Raw genomic sequence first — 25515 nt, forward strand, 5'->3', positions numbered from 1 at the left:
GGCCCCCCGGGGTCGCGGGGGGCGGTGGCGGGGGTCGGGTGGGCGGTCGGCGGGGGCCCCCCGGGGGGGGCCCCCGGCCGTCGGCGCTCGGTCAGTTCGTCGGGATGAGACGAACCTGTGCGGTCCCGGTCTGCGGCGGGATGTCGCCCGCGCCCGGGTCGGTGTAGCTCGCGACGAACACGGCGCTCATCTCGTCGACCTCGGGGTCGTGCCCCTCGGGGACGGAGGTGACGATGGTGCCCGAGCAGCCGGAGGCCGTCGTCACCGGGTGACCGTGCTGGTCGTGACCCACGATGTAGGTCACCGTGACGTCGTCGCAGTTGACCTCCTGGTCGTCGGTGACCTCCACCTCGAAGGCGACGGTGTCGCCGAACGCGAAGCTGTCACCGTCGCTCGGCGAGACGAAGCTCACCTCGGGCGCCTGGCCGCCGACGGAGATCACCGTGTAGGTCGAGGCCGAGCGGCCGCGGTCCTTGCCGCCGACGTCGGTGACCTTGAGGCTGGCCCGGTAGGTCCCGAAGTCGTCGTAGGTGAAGGTGCCGGTCGCCTTGCGGCTGTCGACCTTGCCGTCGGAGTCGAAGTCCCACTCGTAGCGGAGACGGTCGCCCTCGGGGTCGCTGGACCCGGTGCCGTCGAAACGCACCGTGAGGGGAGCCTCGGCGCCGCTCGTCGTGTCGGCCTCGATGACCGGCTGCGGGCTGCGGTTGCCGCCCTCGCCGATGTAGTCGAAGCGGGACAGCTGGGCGTCGGGGTTCTGCGCGAAGTAGCCGTCGCCGTACTCGAGGACGTAGAGCGCGCCGTCGGGGCCGAACTCCATGTCCATCGGGTTGTCGAAGACGAGCGAGGGCAGGACCGAGTCGATCGTGGTGACCTCGTCGGCGTCCTCGTCGAGCGTGAACATCTTGATGTAGTCGCGCGTCCACTCACCGAAGAGCGGGTGGCCGGCGAACTCCTCCGGCCAGGCGACCGACGGACGGCCCTTGGTGGCCTTGCGGCCCTTCGCGGCCTCACCGTGGTAGACGGGACCGGCCATCGGGCCGATGCCGCCGGTGCCGAGCTCCGGGAACTCCTCGCTCGCGCCGAACTGGTACTTGACCTCGCTGTCCGCGACGGGCGGCAGCTCGGTGAGACCGTCGTTGTTCGGGGACTCGTTGACCGGCGCGGAGCAGTCGAACGGCTCGCCGGACTCCTGGGTCGCGAAGTCGTAGTCGACGTACGGGGTCTCGGGGTCGACGCAGTACGGCCAGCCGTAGTTCTCGCCGCCCTCGACGACCATCCACCGTCCGGTGCCGGCCGGACCACGGTCCGGGTCGGCGGAGCGGGCGTCCGGCGAGTAGTCGCCGACGAAGAGCAGACCGGTCTCGGTGTCGAGCTCGATGCGGAACGGGTTGCGGAAGCCCATCGCGTAGATCTCGGCCTTCGTGCCGTCCGTGCCGGGCTCGAACATGTTGCCGTCCGGGACGGTGTACCCGCCGCCGTCGGTCGGCGTGATCCGCAGGATCTTGCCGCGCAGGTCGTTCGTGTTGGCCGAGCTGCGCTGGGCGTCGAACGCCGGGTTGCGGTCCTCGCGCTCGTCGATCGGGATGTACCCGCCCGACTGGAACGGGTTGGTGTCGTCACCGGTCGAGAGGTACAGGTTGCCGTCGTCGTCGAAGACGACGTCGCCCCCGACGTGGCAGCAGATGCCCCGGTCGACGGGGACCTGGATGATCTCCTCCTCGGTGTCGAGGTCGATCTCGTCGCCGACGAGCTTGAACCGCGACAGCTGGAGGTAGCCCTCGTAGGGCGCGAAGTCCTCGGCGGTCCCGGTCTCGGGGGCGTCGCCCTCGTTGACGTCCGGCGTCACCGGGTCGTCGCTCGGGGTGTCGAGCACCGGCGAGTAGTACATGTAGACCCAGTGGTTCTGCTCGAAGTCCGGGTCGATCGCGACGCTCTGGAGGCCCTCCTCGTCGTGCAGGTACACGTCGAGCTCGGCGGCGGTCGTCGTGAGACCGGAGTCCGGGTCGTGGAGGCGGACCTCGCCGGCCCGCGTCACGTGGAGCACGCGCGAGTCCGGGAGGACGGCGAGGTCGAGCGGCTCGCCGGGGGTGTCGTCGATGGTGACCTTGTCGAAGGCCGAGTCGGGCGGCAGGTCGCTGCTCGCCTCGTGTCCCTCGTGGGCCCCGGTGGGGCCGGCGAAGCTGAGTGCGGCGAACCCGGCTGCGATGCCGGCTGCGCCCACCCGTCGTCGGATAGATGTCACGGTGTCTCCTCGTCGTCATTGACAGGTCGAACGCGGACTAACGTAGGCGAGGGCGACAAAAGTCGTCAACCGGAGGGCCAAAAGGACGATGGCGCACCCGCGTTCGGGCGTGCTCGCTCCCCCGTCGGGCCTCGCCGGGACTCAGGCCGAGGCGCGCCGCGGACCCTCCGACACCGAGCCGAGGGCATCGCGCAGCACCGCCTCGGCCTCCGCGACGACCCGGCGCACGACCTCGCCCGCGGACGGCACGTCGTGGACGAGCCCCTGGGCCATCCCCACGGACCAGATCCCGGCCTCGAGGTCCCCTTCGTCGAAGAGGCGGCGCCCGCGCGCCCCGGCGACGAGGTCGCGGACGTCCGCGAACTCCCCGCCCTCGTCGAGGATGCGCACGACCTCGCGGCCGACGGAGTTCGCCGCCACCCGGGCCGTGTTCCGCAGCGGCCGGAAGATCAGGACGGTGTCGCGCTCGGTCTGCTCGACGATCCGCGCCTTCACCGCGTCGGAGACCGGCGACTCCTGCGTGCACAGGAAGCGCGTGCCCATGTTCACCCCGTGCGCGCCGAGCACGAGGGCGGCGGCGAGCCCACGCCCGTCGGCGAACCCACCGGAGGCGACGAAGGGGATGTCGAGCGCGTCCGCCGTCGCGGGGACGAGGACGAGACCGGGGACGTCGCCCTCTCCCGGGTGCCCGGCGCACTCGAACCCGTCGATGCTCACGGCGTCGACGCCGACGGCCTGCGCCTTGAGCGCGTGCCGGACGCTCGTGCACTTGTGCAGCACCGTGAGGCCGGCGCCCCCCAGCAGCCCCATGAAGGGCTCGGGGTTGGCGCCCGCCGTCTCGATGACCTCGACCCCGGAGTCGATGATCGCCCGGACGTACTCGGCGTACGGTGGCGGGTCGATCGAGGGCAGGATCGTGAGGTTGACCCCGAGCGGCTTGCTCGTGAGGGCTCGCGCCCGCTCGACCTCCCGGACGAGGTCGGCCGGCGTCGGCTGGGTGAGCGCGGTGATGATGCCGAGGCCGCCGGCCTCGGAGACCGCGGCCGCCAGCTCCGCGCGCCCGACCCACATCATCCCGCCCTGGACGACCGGGTGCTCGATCCCGAGCAGGTCGGTGATCGGTGTCCTCACGCCGCGCCCCTCACGCGTACCGGCCGCCGGACGCGGCGAGCGCGACGAGGGACTCCGGCGGCTCGAAGTGCGGGCCGTAGGCGGCGGCGAGCTCTCGGGCCCGCTCGACGAAGCCGGCCGGGCCGCCCTCGTACTGGTTGACGTACTGGAGGACGCCGCCGGTCCACGGCGGGAACCCGATGCCCTGGAGCGAGCCGACGTTGGCGTCGGCGACCGAGGTGAGGACGCCGTCGTCGAGGCACCGCACGGAGTCGATCGCCTCCGCGAAGAGCATCCGCTCCTGGAGGTCCCGCAGCGGCAGGTCCCGCGTCCCCGAGGCGAACCGTTCCCGCAGGCCGGGCCACAACCGGGTCCGTCGCCCGGCCTCGTCGTACTCGTAGAAGCCCGCGCCCCCCGAGCGACCGGTCCGGCCGTCCTCGTCGACGAGGGCGTCGACGACCGCCTCGGCGCCGTGCGGGGTCCACGTGCCCCCGCCCGCCTCGACCGCGGCCCGGGTCTCCCGGCGGATCGTCCGCGGCAGGGTGAGGGTCAGCTCGTCCATGAGCTGGAGCGGCCCGGTCGGGTAGCCCGCCTGGAGCGCGGCCTGCTCGACGAGGGCCGGCTCGACGCCCTCGCCCACGGCCGCGACGCCCTCGTCGACGAAGCGCCCGATGACCCGGGAGGTGAAGAAGCCGCGGCTGTCGTTGACGACGATCGGGGTCTTGCGGATCTGCCGGACGAGGTCGAAGGCCCGCGCCAGCGTCGCGTCGGAGGTCCTCTCGCCCCGCACGATCTCGACGAGCGGCATCTTGTCGACCGGTGAGAAGAAGTGGATGCCGATGACGTCCTCGGGGCGGTCGAGCCCGGCGGCGATCCCGGAGATGGGCAGGGTCGAGGTGTTGCTGCCGAGGACCGCGTCCGGGGCGAGGTCCTGGACCTCCCGCAGCACCTGCTGCTTCACCTCGACGGACTCGAAGACCGCCTCGACGACGACGTCGACGCCGGCGAGGTCGGCCGGGTCGGCCGTCGGTGTGATGCGCCCGAGCAGGTCGGCGGAGCGCTCCGGCGTCGTCCGGCCCCGCTCCACGGCCTTCGCCTCGAGGCGCTCGGCGTAGCCCTTCCCCCGCTCCGCCGCCTCGGGAGAGACGTCCCGCAGGACGACGTCGATGCCGGCCCTCGCGCAGACGTAGGCGATCGCGGCGCCCATCATCCCGGCGCCGAGCACCCCGACCCTCGAGACCCGCGCCTCGGGGTACCCGTCGGGACGCGAGGCACCGGCGGTGATCGCCTGCAGGTCGTAGAAGGTGCCGATCATGTTCTTGGCGACCTGGCCGCGCATGAGCGAGACGAGGTACCGGGTCTCGACGTGGGTCGCGGTGTCGACGTCGACGAGGCTGCCCTCGACCGCCGCCGCGAGCGCCGCCCGGGGGGCGGGCATCGGGGCCCCCCGCGTCTGCTTCCGCAGGGTGGCCGCGTAGGCGGGCAGGAACGCCGCGACCTTCGGGCTGTTCGCCGCGCCCCCGGGGATCCGGAAGCCGTCGACGTCCCAGGGCTGCGCCGCGTCCGGGGTCGCCCGGATCCACGCCTTCGCCGCCGCGACGAGCGCCTCGGGCGAGTCGGCGACCTCGTCGACGACGCCCTTGGCGAGGGCCTCGGCCGGGCGGTACCGGGCGCCCGTGAGGATCCACTCCTGGAGCGCCGGCTGCAGGCCGAGCATCCGGACGAGCCGGGTCACCCCGCCTCCGCCGGGGAGCAGGCCCAGGGTCACCTCGGGGACCCCGAGCCGGACGTCGGGCCGGTCGAGGACGACGCGGTGGTGGGTCGCGAGGGCGACCTCGAGGCCGCCACCGAGCGCCGTGCCGTTGACGGCCGCGACGACGGGCCGCCCGAGCGTCTCGTACCGGCGCATGAGGGTCTTGAGGTGGTCGATGTGCGCCGCGGTGTCGGGCGCGGTCTCCGGGGTGACCTCTCGCATGATCCGCAGGTCGCCGCCGGCGAAGAAGGAGGACTTCGCGCTCGTGAGGACGACCCCGGTGACGGTGTCGCGCTCGGCCTCGAGCCGCTCGATCGCCGCCTCGTAGGCCCGGGACCACGTGTCGTTCATCGTGTTGACGGGCTGGTCGGGGTCGTCCATCGTCAGCGTGACGATGCCGTCCTCGTCCTGCTCCCAGTGCATGCCGCGGATGTCGCTCATGTCGTCCTCCCTCAGACCCGCTCGATGACGGTCGCGATGCCCATGCCGGCCCCCACGCACAGCGTCGCGAGGCCGCGGCGCAGGTCCCGACGCTCGAGCTCGTCGAGCAGGGTCCCGAGGATCACCGCCCCGGTGGCACCGAGCGGGTGCCCCATCGCGATGGCCCCGCCGTTGACGTTGACCTTCTCGTGCGGGACCTTCAGGTCCCGCATCCACTTCATGACGACCGACGCGAACGCCTCGTTGAGCTCGAAGAGGTCGATGTCGTCGACGGTGAGCCCCGCCCGGGCGAGCACCTTCTCGGTCGCGGGCGTCGGCCCGGTGAGCATGATCGTCGGCTCGCTGCCGACGACGGCCTGGGCGACGACGCGGGCACGGGGGGTGAGGCCGGCGGACCGCCCGGCCTCCTCGCTGCCGAGCAGCACGAGGGCCGCCCCGTCGACGATGCCGGAGGAGTTGCCGGCGGTGTGCACGTGCTCGACCCGTTCGACGTGGGGGTACCGCTGGAGCGCGACGGCGTCGAACCCGGCCTGCTCGCCGATGCCGGCGAACGCCGGTCGCAGGCCGCCGAGCGACGCGACGGTCGCGCCGGGCCGGCGGTGCTCGTCGTGGTCGAGGACGAGCATCCCGTTGAGGTCGGTGACGGGCACGACCCCGCGGTCGAACCGTCCCTGCGACCACGCCGCCTCGGCGCGCTCCTGGGAGGTGGCGGCGTACCCGTCGACGTCCTCCCGGGTGAAGCCCTCGATCGTCGCGATGAGGTCGGCGCCGATGCCCTGGGGCACGAAGTAGTGGTCGTAGGCCGTCGTCGGGTCCTGGTGGTACGCGCCGCCGTCGGAGCCCATCGGGACCCGCGACATCGACTCGACGCCCCCGGCGAGGACGAACCGGTCACCGGCGAGCACCTTGGCCGCCGCCGTGTTGACCGCCTCGAGGCCGGAGGCGCAGAAGCGGTTGAGCTGCACCCCGGCGACCGTCTGCGGCAGACCGGCGACGAGGGCCGCGGTGCGGGCGATGTCGCCGCCCTGCTCACCCACCGGCGAGACGACCCCGAGCACGAGGTCGTCCACCCCCGCCGGGTCGAGGCCGGGGCTGCGCGTCCGGAGCGCGTCGACGAGGCCGACGACGAGGTCGACGGGCTTCGTGCCGTGCAGGGCGCCGTCGCGGTTCCGCCCCCGGGGGGTCCGGACGGCGTCGTAGATGTACGCGGTGTCGGTCATCGGTGCTCCTCGTCCTCCGTCCACGGTCAGAGCCCGAGGCCCCGGCCGACGATCTCCTTCATGATCTCCGTCGTCCCGCCGTAGATCGTCGCGATGCGCGCGTCCTCGTAGTCCTTGGCCACCTGGTACTCGCGCATGTAGCCGTAGCCGCCGTGGAGCTGCAGGCAGCGCCCGACGATCTTGTTCTGCAGCTCGGTGGCCCACCACTTGGCCATCGCGGCCTCCTCGGCCGACAGCGCGCCGTCGAGGTGCTTGCGGACGCAGTCGTCGACGAAGCTGCGGGTCACGGCGAGCTCGGTCGCGGTCTCGGCCATGACGAACCGGGTGTTCTGGAACGAGCCGATCGGCTGCCCGAACGCGGTGCGCTCCTTGACGTAGGCGAGCGTGCGGGCGTAGGTCCCCTCGGCGGCTGCGGTCGCCCCGAGGGCGATGGCCAGCCGCTCCTGCGGCAGGTTGCGCATGAGCCCGGCGAAGCCGGACCCCTCCTCGCCGAGGAGGTTGGCGGCCGGGACGCGGACGTCGGTGAACGACAGCTCGCTCGTGTCCTGGGCGTGCAGGCCGATCTTGTCGAGGTTGCGCCCCCGCTCGAACCCCTCCATGCCGCGCTCGAGGACGAGCAGCGAGACCCCCTTGTGCGGGTGCTCGCCGGTGCGCACGGCGACGGCGACGAGGTCGGCGTTCTGCCCGTTGGAGATGAACGTCTTCGCCCCGTTGACGACGTAGTCGTCGCCGTCCCGGACCGCGCTCGTCCGGATGCCTGCGAGGTCGCTGCCGGTGCCCGGCTCGGTCATCGCGATGGCGGTGACGAGCTCTCCCGCGGCGATCCCGGGCAGCCAGCGCTCCTTCTGCTCCTCGGTGGTGAGGTCGGTGAAGTACGGGAAGACGATGTCGTTGGACAGGGCCACCCCGCCCATGCCGCTGCTGGCCGCCGACCGGCCGAGCTCCTCGGCCATGACGGCGTTGAACCGGAAGTCGGGGGCACCCCCGCCCCCGAAGCGCTCCTCGATCGCGAACCCGAGGAGCCCGTCCTGCGCGGCCCGCGTGAAGAGCGACCGGTCGACCTTGCCCTCGAGCTCCCACGCCTGCGTGTTCGGCTCGACGTGCTTGGCGACGAACCGGTTCACGGTCTCCCGGAAGGCCTCGTGCTCGTCGTCGTACATCGGCTGGACTCCCATGCTGCGCCTCCACCTCGGTGTGTCTGCGGTCTGGCTCCGAGTATGCCGGGCCGGGCGCCGGAGGGGAAGCCTTTTGTGAACCGGTATTCACACTGAAGTGAGTTACGGTTCACACACCCAGCGGTTCCTCGACGCGGCGCTCGGCGTCCCAGTGCCGCCCGGCGACCAACGACGCGTCCCACCCCTCCCCCGGACCGCCGAGCACCTCGACCGCCTCGCCGACCTGCGCCGCCGTCAGCCCCTGCGCGAGGGTGAGGTGCGGCACCCAGCGTCCGGGCCCGGTGTGCGGGACCGCCTCGGGCCCGAGCGCACCGGCGAGCGTCGCGTGGAGGGCCAGCAGGCCGGGCGTCGCGAGCACCGCGCGGGCGAGGACGAGCCGGCGGCGGCCGAGCACGAGGAGTCCCCCGACCCGGACGTCGAGCGGCAGCACACCGAGCGGACCGTCGACGGCCCCCCGGGCCTCCGGTGGCGGCCACCCGTCGGTCGTCGTCAGGGTGACGTGCGGCCGGTTCGACGGGCTGCGGTGCCGGGCGAGGCTCGGCAGCCCCGCCACGTCGAGCAGCCGCCACTCCTCGCGCAGGGCGGCGTCGGTGTCGTCGTCGGGGAGCAGCTCGACGTGGTGCATCCCGCCATCGTGCCCGGCGGTGGCCGCGATCGCCCGCACGGCCCGGCGGCGGGGCGCTACCCTCGGCGCCGGGGGCCCGAGCGGCGGCGCTCCCGCCGGCGCGGAAGGACGCGACACATGCAGGTGACGATGCTCGCCATCGGGGCCGCGGGGATCCTCCTCCTCGTCGTCTCCCTCGTCCTCGGCGACCTCGTCGACGGCGTCCTCGAGGGGGTCGGCCCGGACGCGCTCTCCGGTCTCGCGGTCGCGGGGTTCCTCGCCGCGTTCGGCTTCGTCGGGGCGCTCGCCCTCTCGGCCGGCGCGACGGGGGCGGTGGCGATCGTCGTCGGACTGCTCGCCGGCGCCGCGGCCGGCGCGGGCGCGGGCTTCCTCAGCACCCGCCTCATGCGCGGCGGGGACGAGGACACCGTGAGCTCGGCCGGGCTCGTCGGCCTCACCGGCAGCGTCGTCGAGGCCGTCCCGGCCGGCGGCCTCGGGATGGTGAGCGTCGTCGCGTCCGGTCACATCACCCGCCTCAACGCCCGCGCCGAGGAGCCGCTCCCGGCCGGCACCGCCGTCGTCGTCACCGGCGTCCTCAGCCCGACGTCGGTCACCGTCGCCCGGCGGTCCTGACGTCCGCGGCGGGTCGGGGGGAACCGACCGCGCACCCGCCGCGTCCACCACTCACATCACACCCTGGGCGCCAGCCGCCCGGAAAGGCCAGGTCCCATGTTCGGGTTCGACGTCCCCGTCGGTCTCATCTCCGTCCTCGGGCTCGTGCTCCTCGTCATCCTCACCGGGCTCGTCATCGCCTCCCGGTACCGGGTCGCGGGGCCGAACGAGGCCTTCATCGTCACCGGCCGCAAGGGCAACAAGCAGGTGAAGAACCCCGAGACCGGGCAGATCTCCACCGACCTGTCCGGACAGAAGGTCGTCATGGGCGGCGGGGTGTTCGTCATCCCCTTCGTCCAGCGCCTGCACATCCTCGACCTGTCGAGCCGCCGGATCATGGTCCAGATCCGCGGCGCCGTGTCCGGCCAGGGCGTCAAGCTCAACCTCGACGGCGTCGCCATCGTCAAGGTCGGCGGCAACGAGGACTCGATCCGCGCCGCCGCCCAGCGCTTCCTCACCCAGCAGGGCGAGATCGAGACCTTCACCCAGGAGACGCTCGCCGGATCCCTGCGCTCGATCGTCGGCTCGCTCACGGTCGAGCAGATCATCCGCGACCGCGCGGCGTTCGCCCAGCGGGTCGCCGACGAGTCCGAGTCCTCGCTCACCGGCCAGGGCCTCGTCCTCGACACCTTCCAGATCCAGGACATCACCGACGACGGGTCCTACCTCGCCGACCTCGGGCGTCCCGAGGCGGCGAAGGTGGGCCAGGTCGCCGCGATCGCCGAGGCCAACGCCCGCCAGGCGGCCGAGCAGGCCCGGATCGCCGCCGAGCAGGAGATCGCCGTGAGCCAGCGCCAGCTCGCGCTCAAGGAGTCCGAGATCAAGGCCGAGACCGACGCCGCCGCCGCGCAGGCCTCGGCCGCCGGGCCGCTCGCCCAGGCCGACCGGGACCAGGCCATCCTCACCGAGCAGGAGAAGGTCGCCGTCCGGCAGGCCGCGCTCAAGGAGCGCCAGCTGGACACCGAGGTCCGCAAGCCGGCCGACGCCGAGAGGTACCGCGTCGAGCAGGAGGCCGAGGGCGCCCGCAACGCCGCGATCTACGAGGCCGAGGCCCGCAAGGCCTCGAGCATCGCGAACGCGCAGGCGGAGGCCGAGGAGGCCCGGCTCACCGGTGAGGCCGAGAAGGCCCGCCGCACGGCACTCGCCGAGGCCGAGGCGACCGAGGGTGCCCGGCGCGGTGAGGCCGACAAGGCCCTGCGCGTCGCGCAGGCGGAGGCGACCCGCGCCGAGGGCGAGGCGCAGGCCAGCGCCATCCTCGCGACGGGCCAGGCCGAGGCCGAGGCGATGAACAAGCGCGCCGACGCGTTCGCCCGGTACAACGAGGCCGCGGTGCTCCAGATGCTCGTCGAGGTGCTGCCGCAGGTGGCCCGCGAGGTCGCCGCGCCGATGGCGGCGATCGACACGCTCACCGTCGTCTCGACCGACGGGGCGGCCGCGCTCCCCCGCCAGGTCACCGACAACCTCACCCAGACGATGGCGATGCTCAAGAGCACGACCGGTGTCGACGTCCAGGAGCTGCTCGAGCGCTACACCTCCGGCGCCTCGTCGAGCGCGTCGGGCCCACAGGTCGAGCGGACCGGGGCGGGCGCGTCGGACTGATCGACCCCACGGGACGAACGAGGGCCCGTCGTGCGCCGGAGCGCACGACGGGCCCTCTGCCATCGCCAGACGGGGATCCGCAGCACCGGATCCGCGCCTGGTGGGTGTTCGGGGCCCTCGCCGGGACGGATGGGTCCGTGCCCGCCGGACGTTCTGCGACGTCAGGGACCGGGAGCGCGGTGTCCGGCCCGTCGCCCCTGCAGGGATGAGGCGACGGGCCGGACCTGGGGGGTGTTCGAGGTGCGGCCGGAGACGGATGGGCCTCCCGCGCCGCGGGGCCGGACGGATCCTGACAACGTTGTCCTCCGTGCGGCCGCCGGAAGTCCGTCTCCCGGCGGGACTAGCGTGGTCCTCCCATCCCCTCCTCAGGCGGGGCTGGCGTGGTCCTCCCATCCCCTCCCGAGGCGGGGCTGGCGTGGCCGTCCCGTCCCCTCCCGAGGAGGCCCCGTGCCCGGACCGCTCGACGGCGTCGTCGTCGTCGACCTCTCCCGCGCCCTCGCCGGGCCGCACGCGACGATGGTCCTCGCCGACCTCGGGGCCCGGGTCGTCAAGGTCGAGCCGCCGGGCGGGGACGACACCCGCGGCTGGGGCCCCCCGTTCGCCGGGCCCGACGACGACCCCGTCTCCCCGTACTGGCTTGCCGCGAACCGCAACAAGGAGTCGGTCGTCCTCGACCTGCGCTCCGACGAGGGCCGGCGCACCCTGACCCGGCTGGTGCGGCACGGCGACGTCCTCGTCGAGAACTTCCGTCCCGGCGTGCTCGACCGGCTGGGCTTCGACGTCGCGACGCTGCGGGCCCTCAGCCCCCGGCTCGTCGTGCTGTCGATCAGCGGGTTCGGGCACGACGGACCCGAGGGCGGACGGGCCGGCTACGACCAGGTCGCGCAGGGCGAGGGTGGGCTGATGTCGGTCACCGGGTCCGGCCCGGACGACCCGCAGCGGGTGGGTGTCCCCGTCGCCGACCTCGTCGCGGGGCTGCACGGCGCGCTCGGCGTCGCCGCCGCCCTGCGCGAGCGGGAGGTGACCGGCCGCGGCCGCGTCGTGCGCACCTCGCTGCTCGCCGCGGCCGTGGGCCTGCACGCGTTCCAGGGCACCGCGTACACCGTGACCGGCCAGGTCCCCCGGGCGCGCGGCAACCACCACCCGACCCTCGCCCCGTACGGGCTCTTCCGGGCGGCCGACGGCCCGGTCCAGGTCGCCATCGGCTCAGCCCGCCTGTGGGACCGGTTCGCGGCCGCCTTCGGCCTCGACGCCGCCGACCCACGGCTCGCGACGAACACCGACCGGGTCGTCCACCACGCCCACCTCGTCGAGGTCGTCGAGGCCGCCTTCGCCGCGTGGACCGCGGACGCCCTCCTCGACCGGCTCGACGAGCTCGGCGTCCCGGCCGGGCGGGTCCGCACGATGGACGAGGTCTACGACTGGGAGCAGACCCGCAGCCAGGGGCTCGTCGTCGAGGTCGACCACCCCGTGCTCGGTCCGACCGAGCTGCCCGGCCCCCCGCTCCGCTTCGACGAGGACGGCCGCGGCGGCCGCACGCGGCACGAGCCGCCCCCACGGCTCGACGCCCACGGCGCCTCGGTGCGCGCCTGGCTCGACGCGATGGACGAGGGCGGCTGACCCGCCGCCGTCGGAGTGGGTGCCGTCAGCCCCGACCGGCGACGGCGAGGGCGTCGTCCGCCCGGTCCGGGGCCTTCACCGAGGGTCGGTCGCTGCGCTGCTCGTTGAGCGCGAGCGCGACGACCGAGGCGAGCACGACGACGAACCCGAGCCACTGGGTCGGCTCGGGGCGGGCCCCGAGGGCCACGACGCCGACGAGGGCCGCCGACAGCGGGAAGGCGAGCTCGGCGAGCGTGGCCCGGGACGCGGGGGTCCGGCCCAGCGCCCGGTAGTACAGGACGAGGGCGAGCAGCCCGGGGACGAGGGCGAGCAGGAGGATGTTGACGACGGCGTCCGACCCGAGCGCGAGCGGGGTGGAGGTGACCCCGGCGAGCACCGCGAGGGTGACGAGGCCGACCGCGAACCGGAGGGCGGTGAGGTCGGAGAAGCGCAGCTCGGCGCTCGCCGCCCGCCCGAGCACGGTCCCCCCGGCCCACAGCGCCGCGGCACCCACCGCCAGCAGCGCCCCGGTCGCGGACGACACCCCGACCCCGAGCGGGTCCGGGAAGGCGAGCAGCCACGCCCCGACGAGCGCCGGACCGGCGAAGACGAGGTAGCGCGGACGCAGCCGCTCACCGAGGAGCAGGGCCGCGAGCGCGATGGCGATGAGCGGCTGGAGCTTCTGGAGCACCTGCGGGGTGATCGGGTCCCCGACCCGGAAGGCCATCGTGAAGAGGGTCGTCGCGAGCGCCGAGGAGCCCGCCCCGATGACGAGGACGCTGACCCTCGTGCGGACGGACGCGACGAGCACCCGGCGCACCGCGGGGAGCAGCCACGGCAGGGTGAGCGCGACGAGCACGAGGTGCTCCCAGAAGACGACGGCGAGGGAGGGGTACTCGCGCGCCAGCGGCTCGCGCCACAGCGAGGACAGCCCCCAGAGGGAGGCCGCGACGGCGACGAGCCAGGTGCGGTCGGCACCGGTGCTGCGGGACATGGAGGTCCTTTCGCCCGAGCGCCGCCGGGGCGGCACACGGTCGGGTCAGGCCGAGCGGTCCGGCTCGGTTCCGTTGATGGCGTGGCGGACGGTGTCGACGAGCTCGCCGAAGGCCGGCAGGGCCCGCAGCTCCTCGGCGTCCAGGGTGTGCCCGGGGGTGGAGAACACGGCGGGCTCGTCGAGGACGATCCGCCCCGGGCGCGGGCTCATCACCATGACCCGGTTGCCCAGGAAGACCGCCTCGTCGACGCTGTGGGTGATGAACAGGACCGTACTGCCCGTCGCCCGCCAGATCTCGAGCAGCTCGTCCTGCAGCCGCTCGCGGGTCAGGGCGTCCAGGGCGCCGAACGGCTCGTCCATGAGGATGATCTCGGGGTCGTTCGTCAGCACCCGGGCGATCTGGCAGCGCTGCTGCATCCCGCCGGACAGCTCGTAGGGTCGGCGCTCGGCGAAGTCCGCGAGTCCCACCATCTCGAGGAACCGTCCCGCCTGCTCGCGTCGCTCGCGCTTGGCGACACCGCGCAGCCGCGGGCCCAGCTCGACGTTCTCGCGGACCGTCATCCACGGGTAGAGCATCGGCTGCTGGAAGACGACGCCGCGCTCGGCCGACGGCTTGGTGACCACCTCGCCGCCCACCCGGATCGAGCCCTCGGACGGCTGCATGAACCCGGCGATGAGCCGCAGCAACGTCGTCTTGCCGCACCCCGACGGACCGGCGAGGCAGACGAACTGCCCCGGCTCGATCGTCAGGTCGATGCGGTCGAGGGCCCGGACGCCGTCGTCGCCGGTGTCGAACGTGTGCGCCAGGTCCGCGATCCGCACCTCGCGGTCGTGGCTCACTGCGCCGCGCCCTCCGCCGGGGTCGCGTCGACGCCCTCGGCGTAGACCTGGGGGTCGGCGACGGCCTCGATGCCGCCCTGGCTGAGCAGGAAGTCCGCGGTCGTCGCGAGGTCCTCGGCCATCTTGCCGCCGAGGGCGTCCGGACCGGCCTGCTGCTCGGCGCGCAGGTACTCGTAGCCCTCGAAGAGCTCCTGGGCCTCCTCGACCGACACGCCGATCTCCGCCGCGATGCTCACCGCCGCCGTGGCCGGGTCGTCCTGGAGGATCCCGACGGCGTGGTCCTGGGCCCTGGCCCACTGCACCATGAACTCCGGGTTCTCCTCGACGAAGGAGTCCAGCGCCGTCCCGAGGTCGTACGTCGGCTTGCCCGCCTCCGCGGTGTCGGCGCTGCTGAGGACGATCTCACCGTCGTCGGCGAGCAGCTCGGACAGGACCGGGTTCCACACCCACGCGGCGTCGATCTCGCCGCCCTGCCACGCGGCCGGCATGTTCTCGGGGGCGAGGTTGATGAGGTCGACGTCCTCGGCCTCGGACATGTCCGCGTCCTGGAGGGCCTGGAGCAGTGAGTAGTGCGCGGTCGAGCCGAACGGCACCGCGATCGAGCTGCCCTCGAGACCCTCGAGGTCGTCGGCGGCGCCGCCACGGACGACGAGGGACTCCGCGGCGCCGATGACGTCGTGGACCCACACGACGGAGATCGGCAGCTGCAGCGGCTCCGAGAGCGACTGCGTCGCGGGCGAGGAGCCCATGAGGCCGATGTCGATGCTCGGGTCGCCGTACGCCTGGACGACGTCGGCGCCCGAGGCGAAGCTCGTCCACTGGACGTCGGCGTTCGGCATGCACGCCTCGAGCAGCCCGAGGTCCTTGACGAGGAGGTCGCCGTTCGGGATGTTCTGGTACCCGATCCGGGCCATCGTCTCGATGGACTCGTCGGCCTCCCAGGGGCACTCGGTGCCCTCGGCGCCGGTCGAGGACCGGCCGGACTCCACGCAGCCACCGAGGGCGAGGGCGGCGACGAGGGCGGTGGTCGCGCTCGCGAGGAAGGTCGTGCGTCGCGTCATGTCGGTTCTCTTCCGTGGGGGGTCGGGACGGGGTCAGGCCTTGCCGTGCCAGGGCACGAGCACGGACTCCAGGAGCTTGATGCCGGCGTCGAGCGCCAGGGCCGCGAGGCCGATGACGATGATGCAGGCGATGGTGAGCGGGGTGTCCAGCTGGGTGCCGGACAGGTAGGCGAGGCCGCCGATGCCGGGGATGCCGTTGTTGAGCTCGGCGGCGACGACGGTCGTCCACGCGAAGCCGGTCGCGACCCGGATGCCCGTGATGACCTGGGGCAGCGTCGCCGGGAGCATGACGACGGTGAGGGCCTGGCGGCGGTTCGCCCCGAGGCTGAGCACGGCGTTGACCATGTCCTCGCGCACGCCGCGGACCGCGCCGATCGTCGCGAGGGTGATCGGCGGGAAGGCCGCGAGGAAGAGCAGCCAGTTCTTCGAGGTGTCCCCGATGCCGAACCACACGATGAGCAGGCCGATGTAGCCGAGCGGCGGCAGGGCGCGCAGGAAGTTGAGGTAGGGCTCGAGGACGATGCCGACCCACCGGACCGTCGCCATGACGAGGCCGAGCGGGATGCCGACGAGGATCGCCGCGCCGACGCCGATCCCGATCCGCTGCAGGCTCGCGACGAGGTGCTCCCACAGGTAGTAGTTCTGCTCGCCGCGGACCATCCGGTCCACGCCCTCGGCCACGGGGTGGACGCTGTTGGCCTCGAGGAAGGCGGCCCACACCGACCCCGGGGACGGCAGGTACAGGGGACGCACGAGGCCGACGGCCGTGACGAGCCACCACAGCAGCAGCGTCGCCGCCAGGACGACCCCGCGGATGACCCACGGGTTCGACCCGAGGGACGGGCGCGGCGGGGACGACCGGGGTCGCGCCGCGGTGGCCGTCCCGGCTCCGGAGCCGCCCGGGCTGGCGTCGGTCATCTGCTCTCCTGCGGGTCCGTCGCCGGCGCGACATGGTCCGTGTCTGCGGCGACGCTAGCGCAGGTGCCCGACATCGGTCGCCCCTGCCCCGTCCGCCGCGCCGCGCCGGCCCGGCGTCCGCGCAGGTCGGGGGTCGTCCGCGTCCCCGATGGCCTAGCGTTCGTCGCATGACGAGGAACGGGCAGCGGAGCGCCGACGACCAGCCCGAGGAGGAGATCGACGAGACCTTCGAACGGCTGCTCGAGGAGGGCACCGACCGGCTGTCCCGCCCGCTGCGGGCCCTCGTGGCGACCGGCCTGCTCGGCGGCATCGACGTCGGCGTCGGCATCCTCGCCTACTACCTCGTCAAGGACGCGACGGGCGACCAGGTCCTCGCCGGCATCGCGTTCTCCGTGGGCTTCGTCGCCCTCCTGCTCGCGCACAGCGAGCTGTTCACCGAGAACTTCCTCGTCCCGGTGACCGCGGTCATCGCCGAGAAGGGGCCCTACCTCGCGCTCGTCCGGCTGTGGGCGGTGACCCTCGTGACGAACATCGCCGGCGGGGCGCTCGTCGTCGCGGTGATCCTCACGGCCCGGCCGGACCTGGAGGAGGTCGCCCGGACGACCGGGGAGCACTACGAGAACCTCGGCGTCAGCCTGCGCAGCTTCCTCCTCGCCGTGCTCGCCGGGCTCGTCATCACCCTCATGACCCGGATGCAGCACGCGACCGAGTCCCTCGGCGTGCGCATCGTGCCCGCGATCCTCATGGGCTCGCTCCTCGTCGGGGCCGAGCTCTTCCACTGCGTCCTCGACGAGATCTTCATGATCGGCGCGGCCGTCGTCGGCTCGGACATCTCGATCGCCTCGTTCCTCACCGCGCTCGTGTGGTCCGCGGCCGGGAACATGGTCGGCGGGATCGGGTTCGTCACCTTCCTGCGGCTGCTGCGGACCGCGCCGAAGGTCGAGCAGGAGCGCGAGACGTCCTCGCCCTCCTGAGCCCCGGCGCACGCCCGCGGTCAGTGGGCGAAGTGCCGGGTCCCGGTGAAGTACGTGGTGACGCCGGCCGCCTGCGCCGCCTCGACGACCTCGGCGTCCCGCATCGAGCCGCCGGGGGCGACGACCGCCCGGACCCCGGCGTCGAGGAGGACCTGGAGGCCGTCGGCGAAGGGGAAGAAGGCGTCCGAGGCGGCGACGGCCCCGCGGGCCCGCCCCTCGCCGGCCCGGGACACCGCGAGGTGGCAGGAGTCGACCCGGTTCACCTGTCCCATCCCGATGCCGACGGACGCACCGCCGTCGGCGAGCAGGATCGCGTTGGACTTCGTCGCCCGCACGGCCCGCCAGGCGAACTGGAGGTCCTCGAGGGTCGCGTCGTCGGCGGGCTCCCCGGCGACGAGCCGCCAGTGCGCGGCGTCGTCACCACCGGTGACGGTGCCGTCCTCGCCGGTGACGACCGCGTCGACGGCGTCGCGCTCCTGGACGAGCAGACCGCCCGCGACCGGGCGCGTCTCGAGGCCGCCACGGGTCGGCGCCGGGCACTCGAGCAGGCGCACGTTCTTCTTGCGGGTGAGGATCTCCAGCGCCTCCGGCTCGAAGGCGGGGGCGAGGACGACCTCGGTGAAGATCTCGGCGACGGTCGCGGCCATCGCGGCCGTCACGGGACGGTTCGCCGCGACGATGCCGCCGAAGGCCGACACCGGGTCGCAGGCGTGGGCCTTGCGGTGGGCGTCGGCGACGTCGTCGCCGACGGCGATGCCGCAGGGGTTGGCGTGCTTGACGACGGCGACGGTCGGCCGGTCGCCGTGGTCGTACGCGGCCCGCACGGCGGCGTCCGCGTCGACGTAGTTGTTGTACGACATCTCCTTGCCGTGCAGCTGGCGGGCCTGGGCGAGGGCCGGCCGCGCCGTGGGGCTGGTGTACAGGGCGGCGCGCTGGTGCGGGTTCTCCCCGTACCGCAGCACGGCCGCCCGCTCCCACGTCGCCCCCGCCCACGCCGGGAAGCCGCTGCCGTCGGAGGTGTCGGCGTAGGCGCTGCCCATCCACGAGGCGACGGCGACGTCGTAGGAGGCGGTGTGCACGAAGGCCTCGGCGGCCAGGCGCATGCGCTGCACGAGGGTGAACCCGCCCGAGCGGACCGCGGCGAGGGCGTCGTCGTAGCCGGCCGGGTCGGTCACGACGGCGACGCTCGGGTGGTTCTTCGCCGCCGCCCGGACCATCGAGGGTCCGCCGATGTCGATCTGCTCGACGCACTCGTCCGGGGAGGCGCCCGAGGCGACGGTCTCGGCGAACGGGTAGAGGTTGACGACGACGAGCTCGAAGGCGGCGACGCCGAGCTCCTCGAGCTGCGCCAGGTGGTCCGGCTTGCGGGTGTCGGCGAGCAGGCCCGCGTGCACGCGGGGGTGGAGGGTCTTGACGCGCCCCTCGAGGCACTCGGGGAAGCCGGTCAGCTCCTCGACGCGGGTCACGGGCAGGCCCTCCCCCTCGATGAGGGCGGCGCTGCCACCGGTCGAGACGAGCTCGACGCCGGCGTCGTGCAGGCCGCGGACGAGGTCCCGCAGGCCGGTCTTGTCGTAGACGGAGACGAGCGCCCGGCGGACGGGGCGGACGTCCTCGGACGGGCCGGGGGCGGAGACGGGGGCGGACATCGGGACTCCTCGAGGGGTCGACGGTGGGGACCCGGGGCACCCAGGCGGGCGATGCCCCGGCGGTGAACTCCCCGGTGGTGACCCACCCGCGCCAGTCGTCGTCGTTCCGCGGGTCACTCTAGCGGCGTCGGGCTCAGGAGGAGTACGGGGACGGCGGCAGCGGGTCCGGCCAGGAGGCGCCGAGGACCCGGTCGACGTCGAGGACGACGACGACCCGCTGCGGGTTCGGCCGCGGCTGCCGGTACCGGCGGGCGTAGCGCTCCTCGGCGTCCCGGACCGCGTCGGCGTCGTCGAGGACGCGGGTCGTCCCCTCGAGGGTGAGCCAGCGGCGCCGGTCGACCTGGCTCAGCGCGGCCCGTCGCCCGGCCCGGGCCTGGACCGCCTTCGCGCTCGCCCGGCTCGTGATGACCCGGGCGAGCAGCGCGTCCTCGTCCCACGTGAAGCCGACGGGCACGACGTGCGGGCTGCCGTCGCGGCGCAGCGTCGTGAGCGTCGCGAGGTGCCGCTCGCGCATGAACTCGAGCGCGGCGTCGGGCAGCTCGGCCGGGGTCAGCGCCACGAGCGGTCCTCGGCCAGAGCGGTGAGCACCTCGACGAGCATGGCGCGCTCGGCGACCTTGATCCGCTCGTGGAGGCTCGCCTCGGTGTCGTCGGCCAGGACCCGCACCGCGCGCTGGTCGACGATCGGGCCGGTGTCGACCCCGGCGTCGACCCAGTGGCACGTGCAGCCGGTGACGGTGACGCCGTGGGCGAGCGCGTCCCGCACGCCGTGCGCCCCCGGGAAGCTCGGCAGCAGCGCGGGGTGGGTGTTGAGGATGCGGAAGGCGTCGACGACCTCGGGGCCGAGGACCTTCATGAAGCCCGCGCTCACGACGACGTCGGGCCGGTGCTCGGCGACGAGCCGGGCGAGCGAGCGGTTCCAGTCGGCGCGGGAGTCGAAGTCGGGGACCCTGGCGACGAAGACGGGGACCCCGGCGCCCCGGGCCCGCTCGGCGCCGAGGGTGCCGTCCCGGTCCGCCCCGACGGCGACGACGGTGAACGGTGCCCCCGCCGCGGAGGCGTCGAGGAGGGCCTGGAGGTTCGAGCCCGACCCGGAGACGAGGACGACGAGGCGCAGCGCGTCCGTCATCGGCGCAGCCTCCACGCGTCGCGCAGGACGGCGGACACGGCCCCGACGACGAGCGGCACGAGGAGCGCCACGCTCATCCGGACCGCGGGCGCCCCGACGTCGGCGAGCCGGAACTGCCCGAGCGCACCGCCGCCGAGGAGGTCGAGGGCGCCCACCGACCCGGCGGTGACGAGGCAGGCCCACAGCGCGACCGCGAGCTTCGTGCGCAGGCGAGAGAGCCGGGCCACGGTCCGCACCGACCGACGGCCGACCAGGACCCCCACGGCGAGCAGCGCGAGGACCGACACGACCGGGACGGCCGGGGAGAAGGCGCCCGGCTGCGGCACCGCCCCGAGCACCGGCAGGAGGGGCATGAGCCCACCCTCGGCGCCCGACCACGAGACCGACGACCCGTCGACGACCGAGAAGCCGGTCCCCGCGAGGAAGGAGACCACCCAGAGCGCGAGGTTCGGCAGGGCGACGAGCTGCGCCGCGGCGAGGACGGCCCCGCCGGTCGACCCGGCGGCGAGGTCGGCGTCGAGCGCCGAGACCCGGGGCCAGGCGAGGGCGACCGCGCCGAGCAGGACGAGGGTGCCGAGCGCGAGGAGGACCCCCGCCCCCGCGAGCCCGGGACCGAGGGCGCGCCGGGCGAGGTCCGGGAGGACGACGGGCACCCGGGGCCCGAGGAGGTCCGGGTCGTCGCGGACGACGGCCCGCACCGCGAGGCCGACGCCGAGGCCGGGCAGGACGAGGGCCGGGAGGACGAGCGACCAGGGCTGCGGCGGGAACGGCCCGTCGGCGGCGAGGAGCCAGCCGGCACCGACGACCACGACGTAGCCGGCCCACCACGCGGCGAGCGCCGCGGCGAGCGGTCGCGGGAGCAGACCGGCCCAGTGCGGGCCGTCGGTGCGCACCGCGACGATGCCCTCGCGGACGCCGTAGCGGGCGAGGACGAGGAGGATCCCGAAGGCGAGCAGCGGGGTGAGCGTAACGCTCGCCCCGTCCACGCCGAGGTGGGCGCCGCCGACGAGGAGCCACAGTCCCGCACCGACCCGGATCGCGTCTGCGACCCGGCCGGTCGGGTCGGCGTCCCAGGCGAGCCACACCGGGACGACGACGAGGAGCGCCGAGACGAGCCCGGTGCCGACGCCGAGGATCCCGGCACGTCGCCAGCCCGGGTCCCACGCCGACGGGCGCGAGGCGTCGTCGCCCGGAAGGGCGGAGCGCAGGCGGTCGACGACGGTCACCGGCCCAGTGTCGCGGACCGGGACGCCGGCGCCGGTGAGCACACGCCGCACCGGCGCCGGCGACGGGTCAGGCGGAGAGGCCCTCCATGATCGAGCGCATGAGGTCGGCCGTCTCGGTCGGGGTCTTGCCGACCTTGACGCCGGCGGCCTCGAGGGCCTCCTTCTTCGCCTCGGCGGTGCCGGACGAGCCGGAGACGATGGCACCCGCGTGGCCCATCGTCTTGCCCTCCGGGGCGGTGAAGCCGGCGACGTAGCCGACGACCGGCTTCGTCACGTGGTCCTTGATGTAGGCCGCGGCCCGCTCCTCGGCGTCGCCGCCGATCTCGCCGATCATGACGATGGCGTCGGTGTCGGGGTCGTTCTCGAACGCCTCGAGGCAGTCGATGTGCGTCGTCCCGATGACCGGGTCGCCGCCGATGCCGACCGCGGACGAGAAGCCGAAGTCCCGCAGCTCGTACATCATCTGGTAGGTCAGCGTGCCCGACTTCGACACGAGGCCGATCCGGCCGCCCTCGGCGATGTCGGCCGGGATGATGCCGGCGTTGGACTGCCCGGGGCTGATGAGGCCGGGGCAGTTCGGGCCGACGATCCGGGTCGTGCCCTTCTCGACGGCGTAGGCGTAGAACTCGGCCGTGTCCTTGACGGCGACGCCCTCGGTGATGACGACGCACAGCGGGATGCCGGCGTCGATCGCCTCGACGGCGGCGGCCTTCGTGAACGCGGCGGGGACGAAGACGACCGACACGTTCGCGCCGGTGGCCTCCATCGCCTCGCCGACCGAGCCGAAGACGGGGACGGTGACGCCGCCCTCGAACTCGACCTCGGTGCCGGCCTTGCGGGGGTTGACCCCGCCGACGATCGCGGTGCCGGAGCGCAGCATGCGCTGGGTGTGCTTCATGCCCTCGGAGCCGGTCATGCCCTGGACGATGACCTTGGAGTCGGCATTGAGGAAGATGGCCATGGGTGTCTGCTCTTTTCTCTCGCTCGCTCGTCGGTCAGTTCTGGGAGGCCAGCTCGGCGGCCCGGCGCGCGGCGCCGTCCATCGTCGCCTCGATGCTCACGAGGGGGTGGTTCGCCTCGGCGAGGATCCGGCGGCCCTCCTCGACGTTGTTGCCGTCGAGCCGGACGACGAGCGGCTTCGTCGCCTCGTCGCCGAGGGTGTCGAGGGCACCGACGATGCCGTTGGCGACGGCGTCGCACGCGGTGATGCCGCCGAAGACGTTGACGAAGACCGCCTTGACCTGCGGGTCCCCGAGGATGATGTCGAGGCCGTTCGCCATGACCTCGGCGGACGCGCCACCGCCGATGTCGAGGAAGTTCGCGGGCTTCTGGCCGCCGAACTCCTCCCCGGCGTACGCGACGACGTCGAGGGTGCTCATGACGAGGCCGGCGCCGTTGCCGATGATCCCGACGGAGCCGTCGAGCTTGACGTAGTTGAGGTCCTTCTCCTTGGCCTTGGCCTCGAGCGGGTCGGTGGCCCCCGTGTCCTCGAGCGCCGCGTGGTCCGGGTGGCGGAAGTCGGCGTTGCCGTCGAGGGTCACCTTGCCGTCGAGCGCGACGACGTCCCCCGACTCGGTCCTCACGAGCGGGTTGACCTCGACGAGCGTCGCGTCCTCCTCGCGGTAGACGGTCCAGAGCGTCTTGACGACCTCGCGGACCTTCTCGGCGGTGTCGCCCTCGAAGCCGGCGGCGGAGACGATCTCGGCGGCCTTGGCGTCGTCGATGCCGACGTTCGGGTCGACGGCGACGCGCGCGAGGGCCTCGGGGCGCTCGACGGCGAGCTGCTCGATCTCGACGCCGCCCTCCTTGCTGCACATCGCGAGGTACCGGCGCTCGGCGCGGTCGAGGAGGATGGAGAAGTAGTACTCCTCGGCGATCGCGGCACCCTGGGCGACCATGACGCGGTGCACGGTGTGGCCCTTGATGTCCATGCCGAGGATGGCGGCCGCGTGCTGCTCGGCCTCGTCGGCGCTCTTGGCGACCTTGACGCCGCCGGCCTTGCCGCGGCCCCCGGTCTTGACCTGGGCCTTGACGACGGTGACGCCGCCGCTCGAGGCACCGATCCGCTCGGCCGCCTCCCTGGCCTCCGCGGGGGTCGTGGCGACGGCCCCGGCGAGCACGGGGACCCCGTGCTTCTCGAACATGTCACGGGCCTGGTACTCGAAGAGGTCCACGGGGTGATCCGTCCTCACTGGTAGCGAATGGTGATCCGCAGGGCAGCGTATCGGCGTGTCGGGCCCTCGCCGCCACCGGAGCCGTGGAAGGGACCGATCTCACGCCGGGCGGTCGTCCGTCGGGGACCGCCGGTGCCGCGGACCGGTCCCACGGCGGTGCGGGGCGCCGGGCGTACCCTGACGCGGTGGCAGCGACGCCGACGGCCCCCGTGGTCGAGGTCGCTCCCGACGCGCGGCGTGGGGGCACCTCCGTCCGGCGCTGCCTCGACTTCGCCGTCGCGGCCGGACGCGGTCTCGTGGACCCCGCCGTGCTCGCCGGCGCGGCCGTCGAGGCCGCCTGGCTCACGGCCCACCTCGCGACGTGGCCGGTGGGTCTCGTGACCGGCGGGCACCGGGACACCGGCCCCCGGTACTCCGTGGCGCACCTGCCACCCGTCCGCCGTGGCCTGCTCGTCTCCGACGTCGAGGCCGCGGGGACGCCGATCGTGCTCGTGCACGGCATCGTGAGCAACCGGTCGATCTTCACCCTCCTACGGCGCGGTCTGACCCGCCGCGGGTTCTCGCGTGTCATCGGCCTCAACTACCCCACGGTCGCGACGGACGTGCGGACGGCGGCCCTGCGGCTCGCGGAGGAGGTCGAGGCCGTCGCCGAGGAGACGGGGTTCGAGCGCGTCCACGTCATCGGGCACAGCCTCGGGGGCCTCATCGCGCGGTACTACGTCACCCGGCTCGGGGGCGACCGCCGCGTGCACACCCTCGTGACTCTCGGGACCCCGCACGAGGGCACGTGGGCGGCGTACTCGACGCCGTCGCGGCTCATGCGTCAGATGCAGCCGGGCAGCGGGCTCATGCGTGAGCTCGCCCGCCCCGTGCACGGGTGCCGGACCCGCTTCGTCGCCTACTGGTCCGACGCCGACGCCGCGATCGTCCCGCGGACGTCGGCCGCCCTGCGCCACCCCGACCTCGCGGCCCGCAACGTCCGGCTGCACGGCGCGGGGCACCTGACCCTGCCGATGCTCGGGGAGGTCGTCCACGGCATCTCGGAGGCTCTCGCCCAGCTCGACACCGACGGCACGACGGTGCGCCGGGGAGCCACCCCGCTCGCGCCCCGCGGATGACCGACGGCGACCCAACATCGGGGACGCCCGGCCTGTTCCTTCCGCCACCGATTTTTTTCTCACGGCACGGGACCGACGTTTCCGCAGGTCAGACCGGTGTCGCCCGGACAACGTTGTCCACCGGCTCACCGTTCTCTCAGGATCCACCTTTGGGTCACGGGAAGGTCACGGTACGGTGACCGTGCCCGCCAGGCCCCCGCACCACCGTCCGCAGCCATGAGGTCCCCCCTGTGAGTTCCCGCTCGTACCAGGGGCGTCACTACGCAGGCCGTCACCGCCCGCAGCGTCGTGTCCGTCCCCCGCGCGCCCTGAGCGCCGGCTTCGTCCTCCCCTCGACGGCTGCCGCCGCCCTCGTCGTGACCGCGACGGGCGCGACCGTCGCGGAGTCCGCGCAGGCCCCCTCCTTCGACCTCACCGGGCAGCAGTCCCAGGTCGCCCGGTCCCAGGAGGCCGCCGGCGAGGAGAGCGCCACCGACATCGCGACGCGTCGCCAGGACGCGCAGATGGCCTCGTCCGCGATCCAGGGCCGCGCCGAGGAGCGCGCCCGTGCCGCCCGTGCCGCCAAGCGCAAGGCCGCCGCCGAGGCCAAGGCCCGCGCCGAGGCCGAGCGTCAGGCCAAGAAGTGGGTCCGCCCGATCGACACCTGGAACATCAGCTCCGGTTTCGGCTGGCGCTGGGGCAAGAACCACGACGGCCTCGACCTCGCGGCCCCGACGGGCACCCCGCTGTACTCGATGTCCAAGGGCACCGTGCTCTCCGCGGGGTACAAGCCGAGCTTCGGGTACAAGGTCGAGATCCAGTACTGGGACGGCTCGATCTCCTGGTACGGCCACATGAGCCGGATCGACGTCGTCGCCGGCCAGAGCCTCGTCTCCGGCCAGCAGGTCGGCGCCGTCGGCAACACCGGGCACTCCTTCGGGTCGCACCTGCACCTGGAGTTCCAGCAGACGACGTCGCACGACAGCCCGCTCGACCCCGTGCCGTGGCTGTCCGCGAAGGGTCTCTACTGACCGACCCGGTC

General features: G+C 73.8%; 22 protein-coding genes. 6 read left to right on the forward strand and 16 right to left on the reverse strand.

Annotated elements, in window-relative coordinates; translation table 11 throughout:
• Positions 1–91: 91 nt before the first annotated feature.
• The 6 genes from KC207_RS09755 to KC207_RS09780 form a co-directional block, all read right to left on the reverse strand.
• On the reverse strand, positions 92–2242 hold the full coding sequence (locus tag KC207_RS09755; RefSeq protein WP_211602837.1) for a PQQ-dependent sugar dehydrogenase: 2151 nt from the start codon (positions 2240–2242) through the stop codon (positions 92–94).
• 141 nt (positions 2243–2383) lie between these two features.
• A complete protein-coding gene (locus KC207_RS09760; RefSeq protein ID WP_211602838.1) occupies positions 2384–3373 on the reverse strand; it encodes an NAD(P)H-dependent flavin oxidoreductase in 990 nt (329 codons plus the stop codon).
• A 10-nt stretch (positions 3374–3383) separates the two neighbouring features.
• Positions 3384–5546, reverse strand: a complete 2163-nt coding sequence (locus KC207_RS09765) for a 3-hydroxyacyl-CoA dehydrogenase NAD-binding domain-containing protein (protein ID WP_211602839.1) — start codon at positions 5544–5546, stop codon at positions 3384–3386.
• A gap of 11 nt (positions 5547–5557) precedes the next feature.
• Complete coding sequence (locus KC207_RS09770; RefSeq protein WP_211602840.1) at positions 5558–6766, reverse strand: acetyl-CoA C-acetyltransferase; 1209 nt, start codon at positions 6764–6766, stop codon at positions 5558–5560.
• A 26-nt stretch (positions 6767–6792) separates the two neighbouring features.
• Positions 6793–7941: an acyl-CoA dehydrogenase family protein gene (locus tag KC207_RS09775; protein ID WP_211602841.1), complete on the reverse strand. Its 1149-nt coding sequence runs from the start codon at positions 7939–7941 to the stop codon at positions 6793–6795.
• 109 nt (positions 7942–8050) lie between these two features.
• Positions 8051–8566, reverse strand: coding sequence for a 2'-5' RNA ligase family protein (locus KC207_RS09780; protein WP_211602842.1), 516 nt, complete (start codon positions 8564–8566; stop codon positions 8051–8053).
• A 117-nt stretch (positions 8567–8683) separates the two neighbouring features.
• On the opposite strand from KC207_RS09780, the gene KC207_RS09785 reads away from it, so the two are divergent.
• The 3 genes from KC207_RS09785 to KC207_RS09795 all read left to right on the forward strand — a co-directional run bounded on the left by KC207_RS09785 (position 8684) and on the right by KC207_RS09795 (position 12436).
• Positions 8684–9178, forward strand: coding sequence for an NfeD C-terminal domain-containing protein (locus KC207_RS09785; RefSeq protein WP_211602843.1), 495 nt, complete (start codon positions 8684–8686; stop codon positions 9176–9178).
• A 96-nt stretch (positions 9179–9274) separates the two neighbouring features.
• A complete protein-coding gene (locus tag KC207_RS09790) occupies positions 9275–10816 on the forward strand; it encodes a flotillin family protein (protein WP_211602844.1) in 1542 nt (513 codons plus the stop codon).
• A 447-nt stretch (positions 10817–11263) separates the two neighbouring features.
• Positions 11264–12436 carry a CaiB/BaiF CoA transferase family protein gene (locus KC207_RS09795; RefSeq protein WP_249138674.1) on the forward strand — a complete coding sequence of 391 codons (1173 nt, stop codon included), beginning with the start codon at positions 11264–11266 and terminating at the stop codon, positions 12434–12436.
• Positions 12437–12461: 25 nt separating this feature from the next.
• Here the strand turns inward: KC207_RS09795 and KC207_RS09800 are convergent, their stop codons facing one another.
• The 4 genes from KC207_RS09800 to KC207_RS09815 are packed head-to-tail and all read right to left on the reverse strand — an operon-like array spanning position 12462 to position 16228.
• A complete protein-coding gene (locus KC207_RS09800; protein ID WP_211602846.1) occupies positions 12462–13409 on the reverse strand; it encodes a DMT family transporter in 948 nt (315 codons plus the stop codon).
• A gap of 45 nt (positions 13410–13454) precedes the next feature.
• On the reverse strand, positions 13455–14249 hold the full coding sequence (locus KC207_RS09805) for an ABC transporter ATP-binding protein (RefSeq protein ID WP_211602847.1): 795 nt from the start codon (positions 14247–14249) through the stop codon (positions 13455–13457).
• Positions 14246–15310 (reverse strand): taurine ABC transporter substrate-binding protein, encoded by a 1065-nt coding sequence (locus tag KC207_RS09810; protein WP_211602848.1) that lies wholly within the window; start codon positions 15308–15310, stop codon positions 14246–14248. The genes KC207_RS09805 and KC207_RS09810 overlap by 4 nt, the downstream gene beginning before the upstream one ends.
• A gap of 33 nt (positions 15311–15343) precedes the next feature.
• Positions 15344–16228 (reverse strand): ABC transporter permease, encoded by an 885-nt coding sequence (locus KC207_RS09815; RefSeq protein WP_211602849.1) that lies wholly within the window; start codon positions 16226–16228, stop codon positions 15344–15346.
• Between the two features lie 167 nt (positions 16229–16395).
• Here KC207_RS09815 and KC207_RS09820 point away from each other — a divergent pair, with 167 nt between their 5' ends.
• The gene (locus KC207_RS09820; protein WP_211602850.1) at positions 16396–17202 is read left to right on the forward strand and encodes a formate/nitrite transporter family protein; all 807 of its coding nucleotides are present in this window, start codon (positions 16396–16398) and stop codon (positions 17200–17202) included.
• A gap of 20 nt (positions 17203–17222) precedes the next feature.
• Here the strand turns inward: KC207_RS09820 and purH are convergent, their stop codons facing one another.
• From purH to sucC, 6 genes are all read right to left on the reverse strand, one after another.
• Entirely contained in the window at positions 17223–18848 is a 1626-nt protein-coding gene (gene purH, locus KC207_RS09825) for a bifunctional phosphoribosylaminoimidazolecarboxamide formyltransferase/IMP cyclohydrolase (protein WP_211602851.1), read from the reverse strand.
• 133 nt (positions 18849–18981) lie between these two features.
• Complete coding sequence (locus tag KC207_RS09830; protein WP_282958964.1) at positions 18982–19407, reverse strand: pyridoxamine 5'-phosphate oxidase family protein; 426 nt, start codon at positions 19405–19407, stop codon at positions 18982–18984.
• Positions 19398–19964, reverse strand: coding sequence for a phosphoribosylglycinamide formyltransferase (gene purN / locus KC207_RS09835; RefSeq protein WP_211602930.1), 567 nt, complete (start codon positions 19962–19964; stop codon positions 19398–19400). The genes KC207_RS09830 and purN overlap by 10 nt, the downstream gene beginning before the upstream one ends.
• A gap of 8 nt (positions 19965–19972) precedes the next feature.
• The gene (locus KC207_RS09840; RefSeq protein ID WP_211602852.1) at positions 19973–21202 is read right to left on the reverse strand and encodes a cell division protein PerM; all 1230 of its coding nucleotides are present in this window, start codon (positions 21200–21202) and stop codon (positions 19973–19975) included.
• A gap of 67 nt (positions 21203–21269) precedes the next feature.
• Positions 21270–22163 (reverse strand): succinate--CoA ligase subunit alpha, encoded by an 894-nt coding sequence (gene sucD / locus KC207_RS09845; RefSeq protein WP_211602853.1) that lies wholly within the window; start codon positions 22161–22163, stop codon positions 21270–21272.
• Between the two features lie 34 nt (positions 22164–22197).
• Positions 22198–23376 (reverse strand): ADP-forming succinate--CoA ligase subunit beta, encoded by a 1179-nt coding sequence (gene sucC, locus KC207_RS09850; RefSeq protein ID WP_211602854.1) that lies wholly within the window; start codon positions 23374–23376, stop codon positions 22198–22200.
• A 185-nt stretch (positions 23377–23561) separates the two neighbouring features.
• Here sucC and KC207_RS09855 point away from each other — a divergent pair, with 185 nt between their 5' ends.
• Both KC207_RS09855 and KC207_RS09860 read left to right on the forward strand, forming a co-directional pair.
• Positions 23562–24494, forward strand: a complete 933-nt coding sequence (locus tag KC207_RS09855) for an esterase/lipase family protein (protein WP_249138675.1) — start codon at positions 23562–23564, stop codon at positions 24492–24494.
• Between the two features lie 230 nt (positions 24495–24724).
• A complete protein-coding gene (locus tag KC207_RS09860) occupies positions 24725–25504 on the forward strand; it encodes a M23 family metallopeptidase (RefSeq protein ID WP_211602855.1) in 780 nt (259 codons plus the stop codon).
• Positions 25505–25515 lie beyond the last annotated feature (11 nt).

The sequence above is a fragment of the Phycicoccus avicenniae genome (assembly GCF_018139485.1).
In the GTDB taxonomy this organism is placed as follows: Bacteria; Actinomycetota; Actinomycetes; order Actinomycetales; family Dermatophilaceae; genus Phycicoccus; species Phycicoccus avicenniae.

Excerpts from the sequence above, each read along its gene's own strand:
- KC207_RS09765 (WP_211602839.1), bottom strand. The coding sequence starts at position 5,546 with ATGAGCGACATCCGCGGCATGCACTGGGAGCAGGACGAGGACGGCATC.
- KC207_RS09770 (WP_211602840.1), bottom strand. The coding sequence starts at position 6,766 with ATGACCGACACCGCGTACATCTACGACGCCGTCCGGACCCCCCGGGGG.
- KC207_RS09775 (WP_211602841.1), bottom strand. The coding sequence starts at position 7,941 with ATGGGAGTCCAGCCGATGTACGACGACGAGCACGAGGCCTTCCGGGAG.
- KC207_RS09780 (WP_211602842.1), bottom strand. The coding sequence starts at position 8,566 with ATGCACCACGTCGAGCTGCTCCCCGACGACGACACCGACGCCGCCCTG.
- KC207_RS09785 (WP_211602843.1), top strand. The coding sequence starts at position 8,684 with ATGCAGGTGACGATGCTCGCCATCGGGGCCGCGGGGATCCTCCTCCTC.
- KC207_RS09790 (WP_211602844.1), top strand. The coding sequence starts at position 9,275 with ATGTTCGGGTTCGACGTCCCCGTCGGTCTCATCTCCGTCCTCGGGCTC.
- KC207_RS09800 (WP_211602846.1), bottom strand. The coding sequence starts at position 13,409 with ATGTCCCGCAGCACCGGTGCCGACCGCACCTGGCTCGTCGCCGTCGCG.
- KC207_RS09810 (WP_211602848.1), bottom strand. The coding sequence starts at position 15,310 with ATGACGCGACGCACGACCTTCCTCGCGAGCGCGACCACCGCCCTCGTC.
- KC207_RS09815 (WP_211602849.1), bottom strand. The coding sequence starts at position 16,228 with ATGACCGACGCCAGCCCGGGCGGCTCCGGAGCCGGGACGGCCACCGCG.
- KC207_RS09820 (WP_211602850.1), top strand. The coding sequence starts at position 16,396 with ATGACGAGGAACGGGCAGCGGAGCGCCGACGACCAGCCCGAGGAGGAG.
- purH (WP_211602851.1), bottom strand. The coding sequence starts at position 18,848 with ATGTCCGCCCCCGTCTCCGCCCCCGGCCCGTCCGAGGACGTCCGCCCC.
- sucD (WP_211602853.1), bottom strand. The coding sequence starts at position 22,163 with ATGGCCATCTTCCTCAATGCCGACTCCAAGGTCATCGTCCAGGGCATG.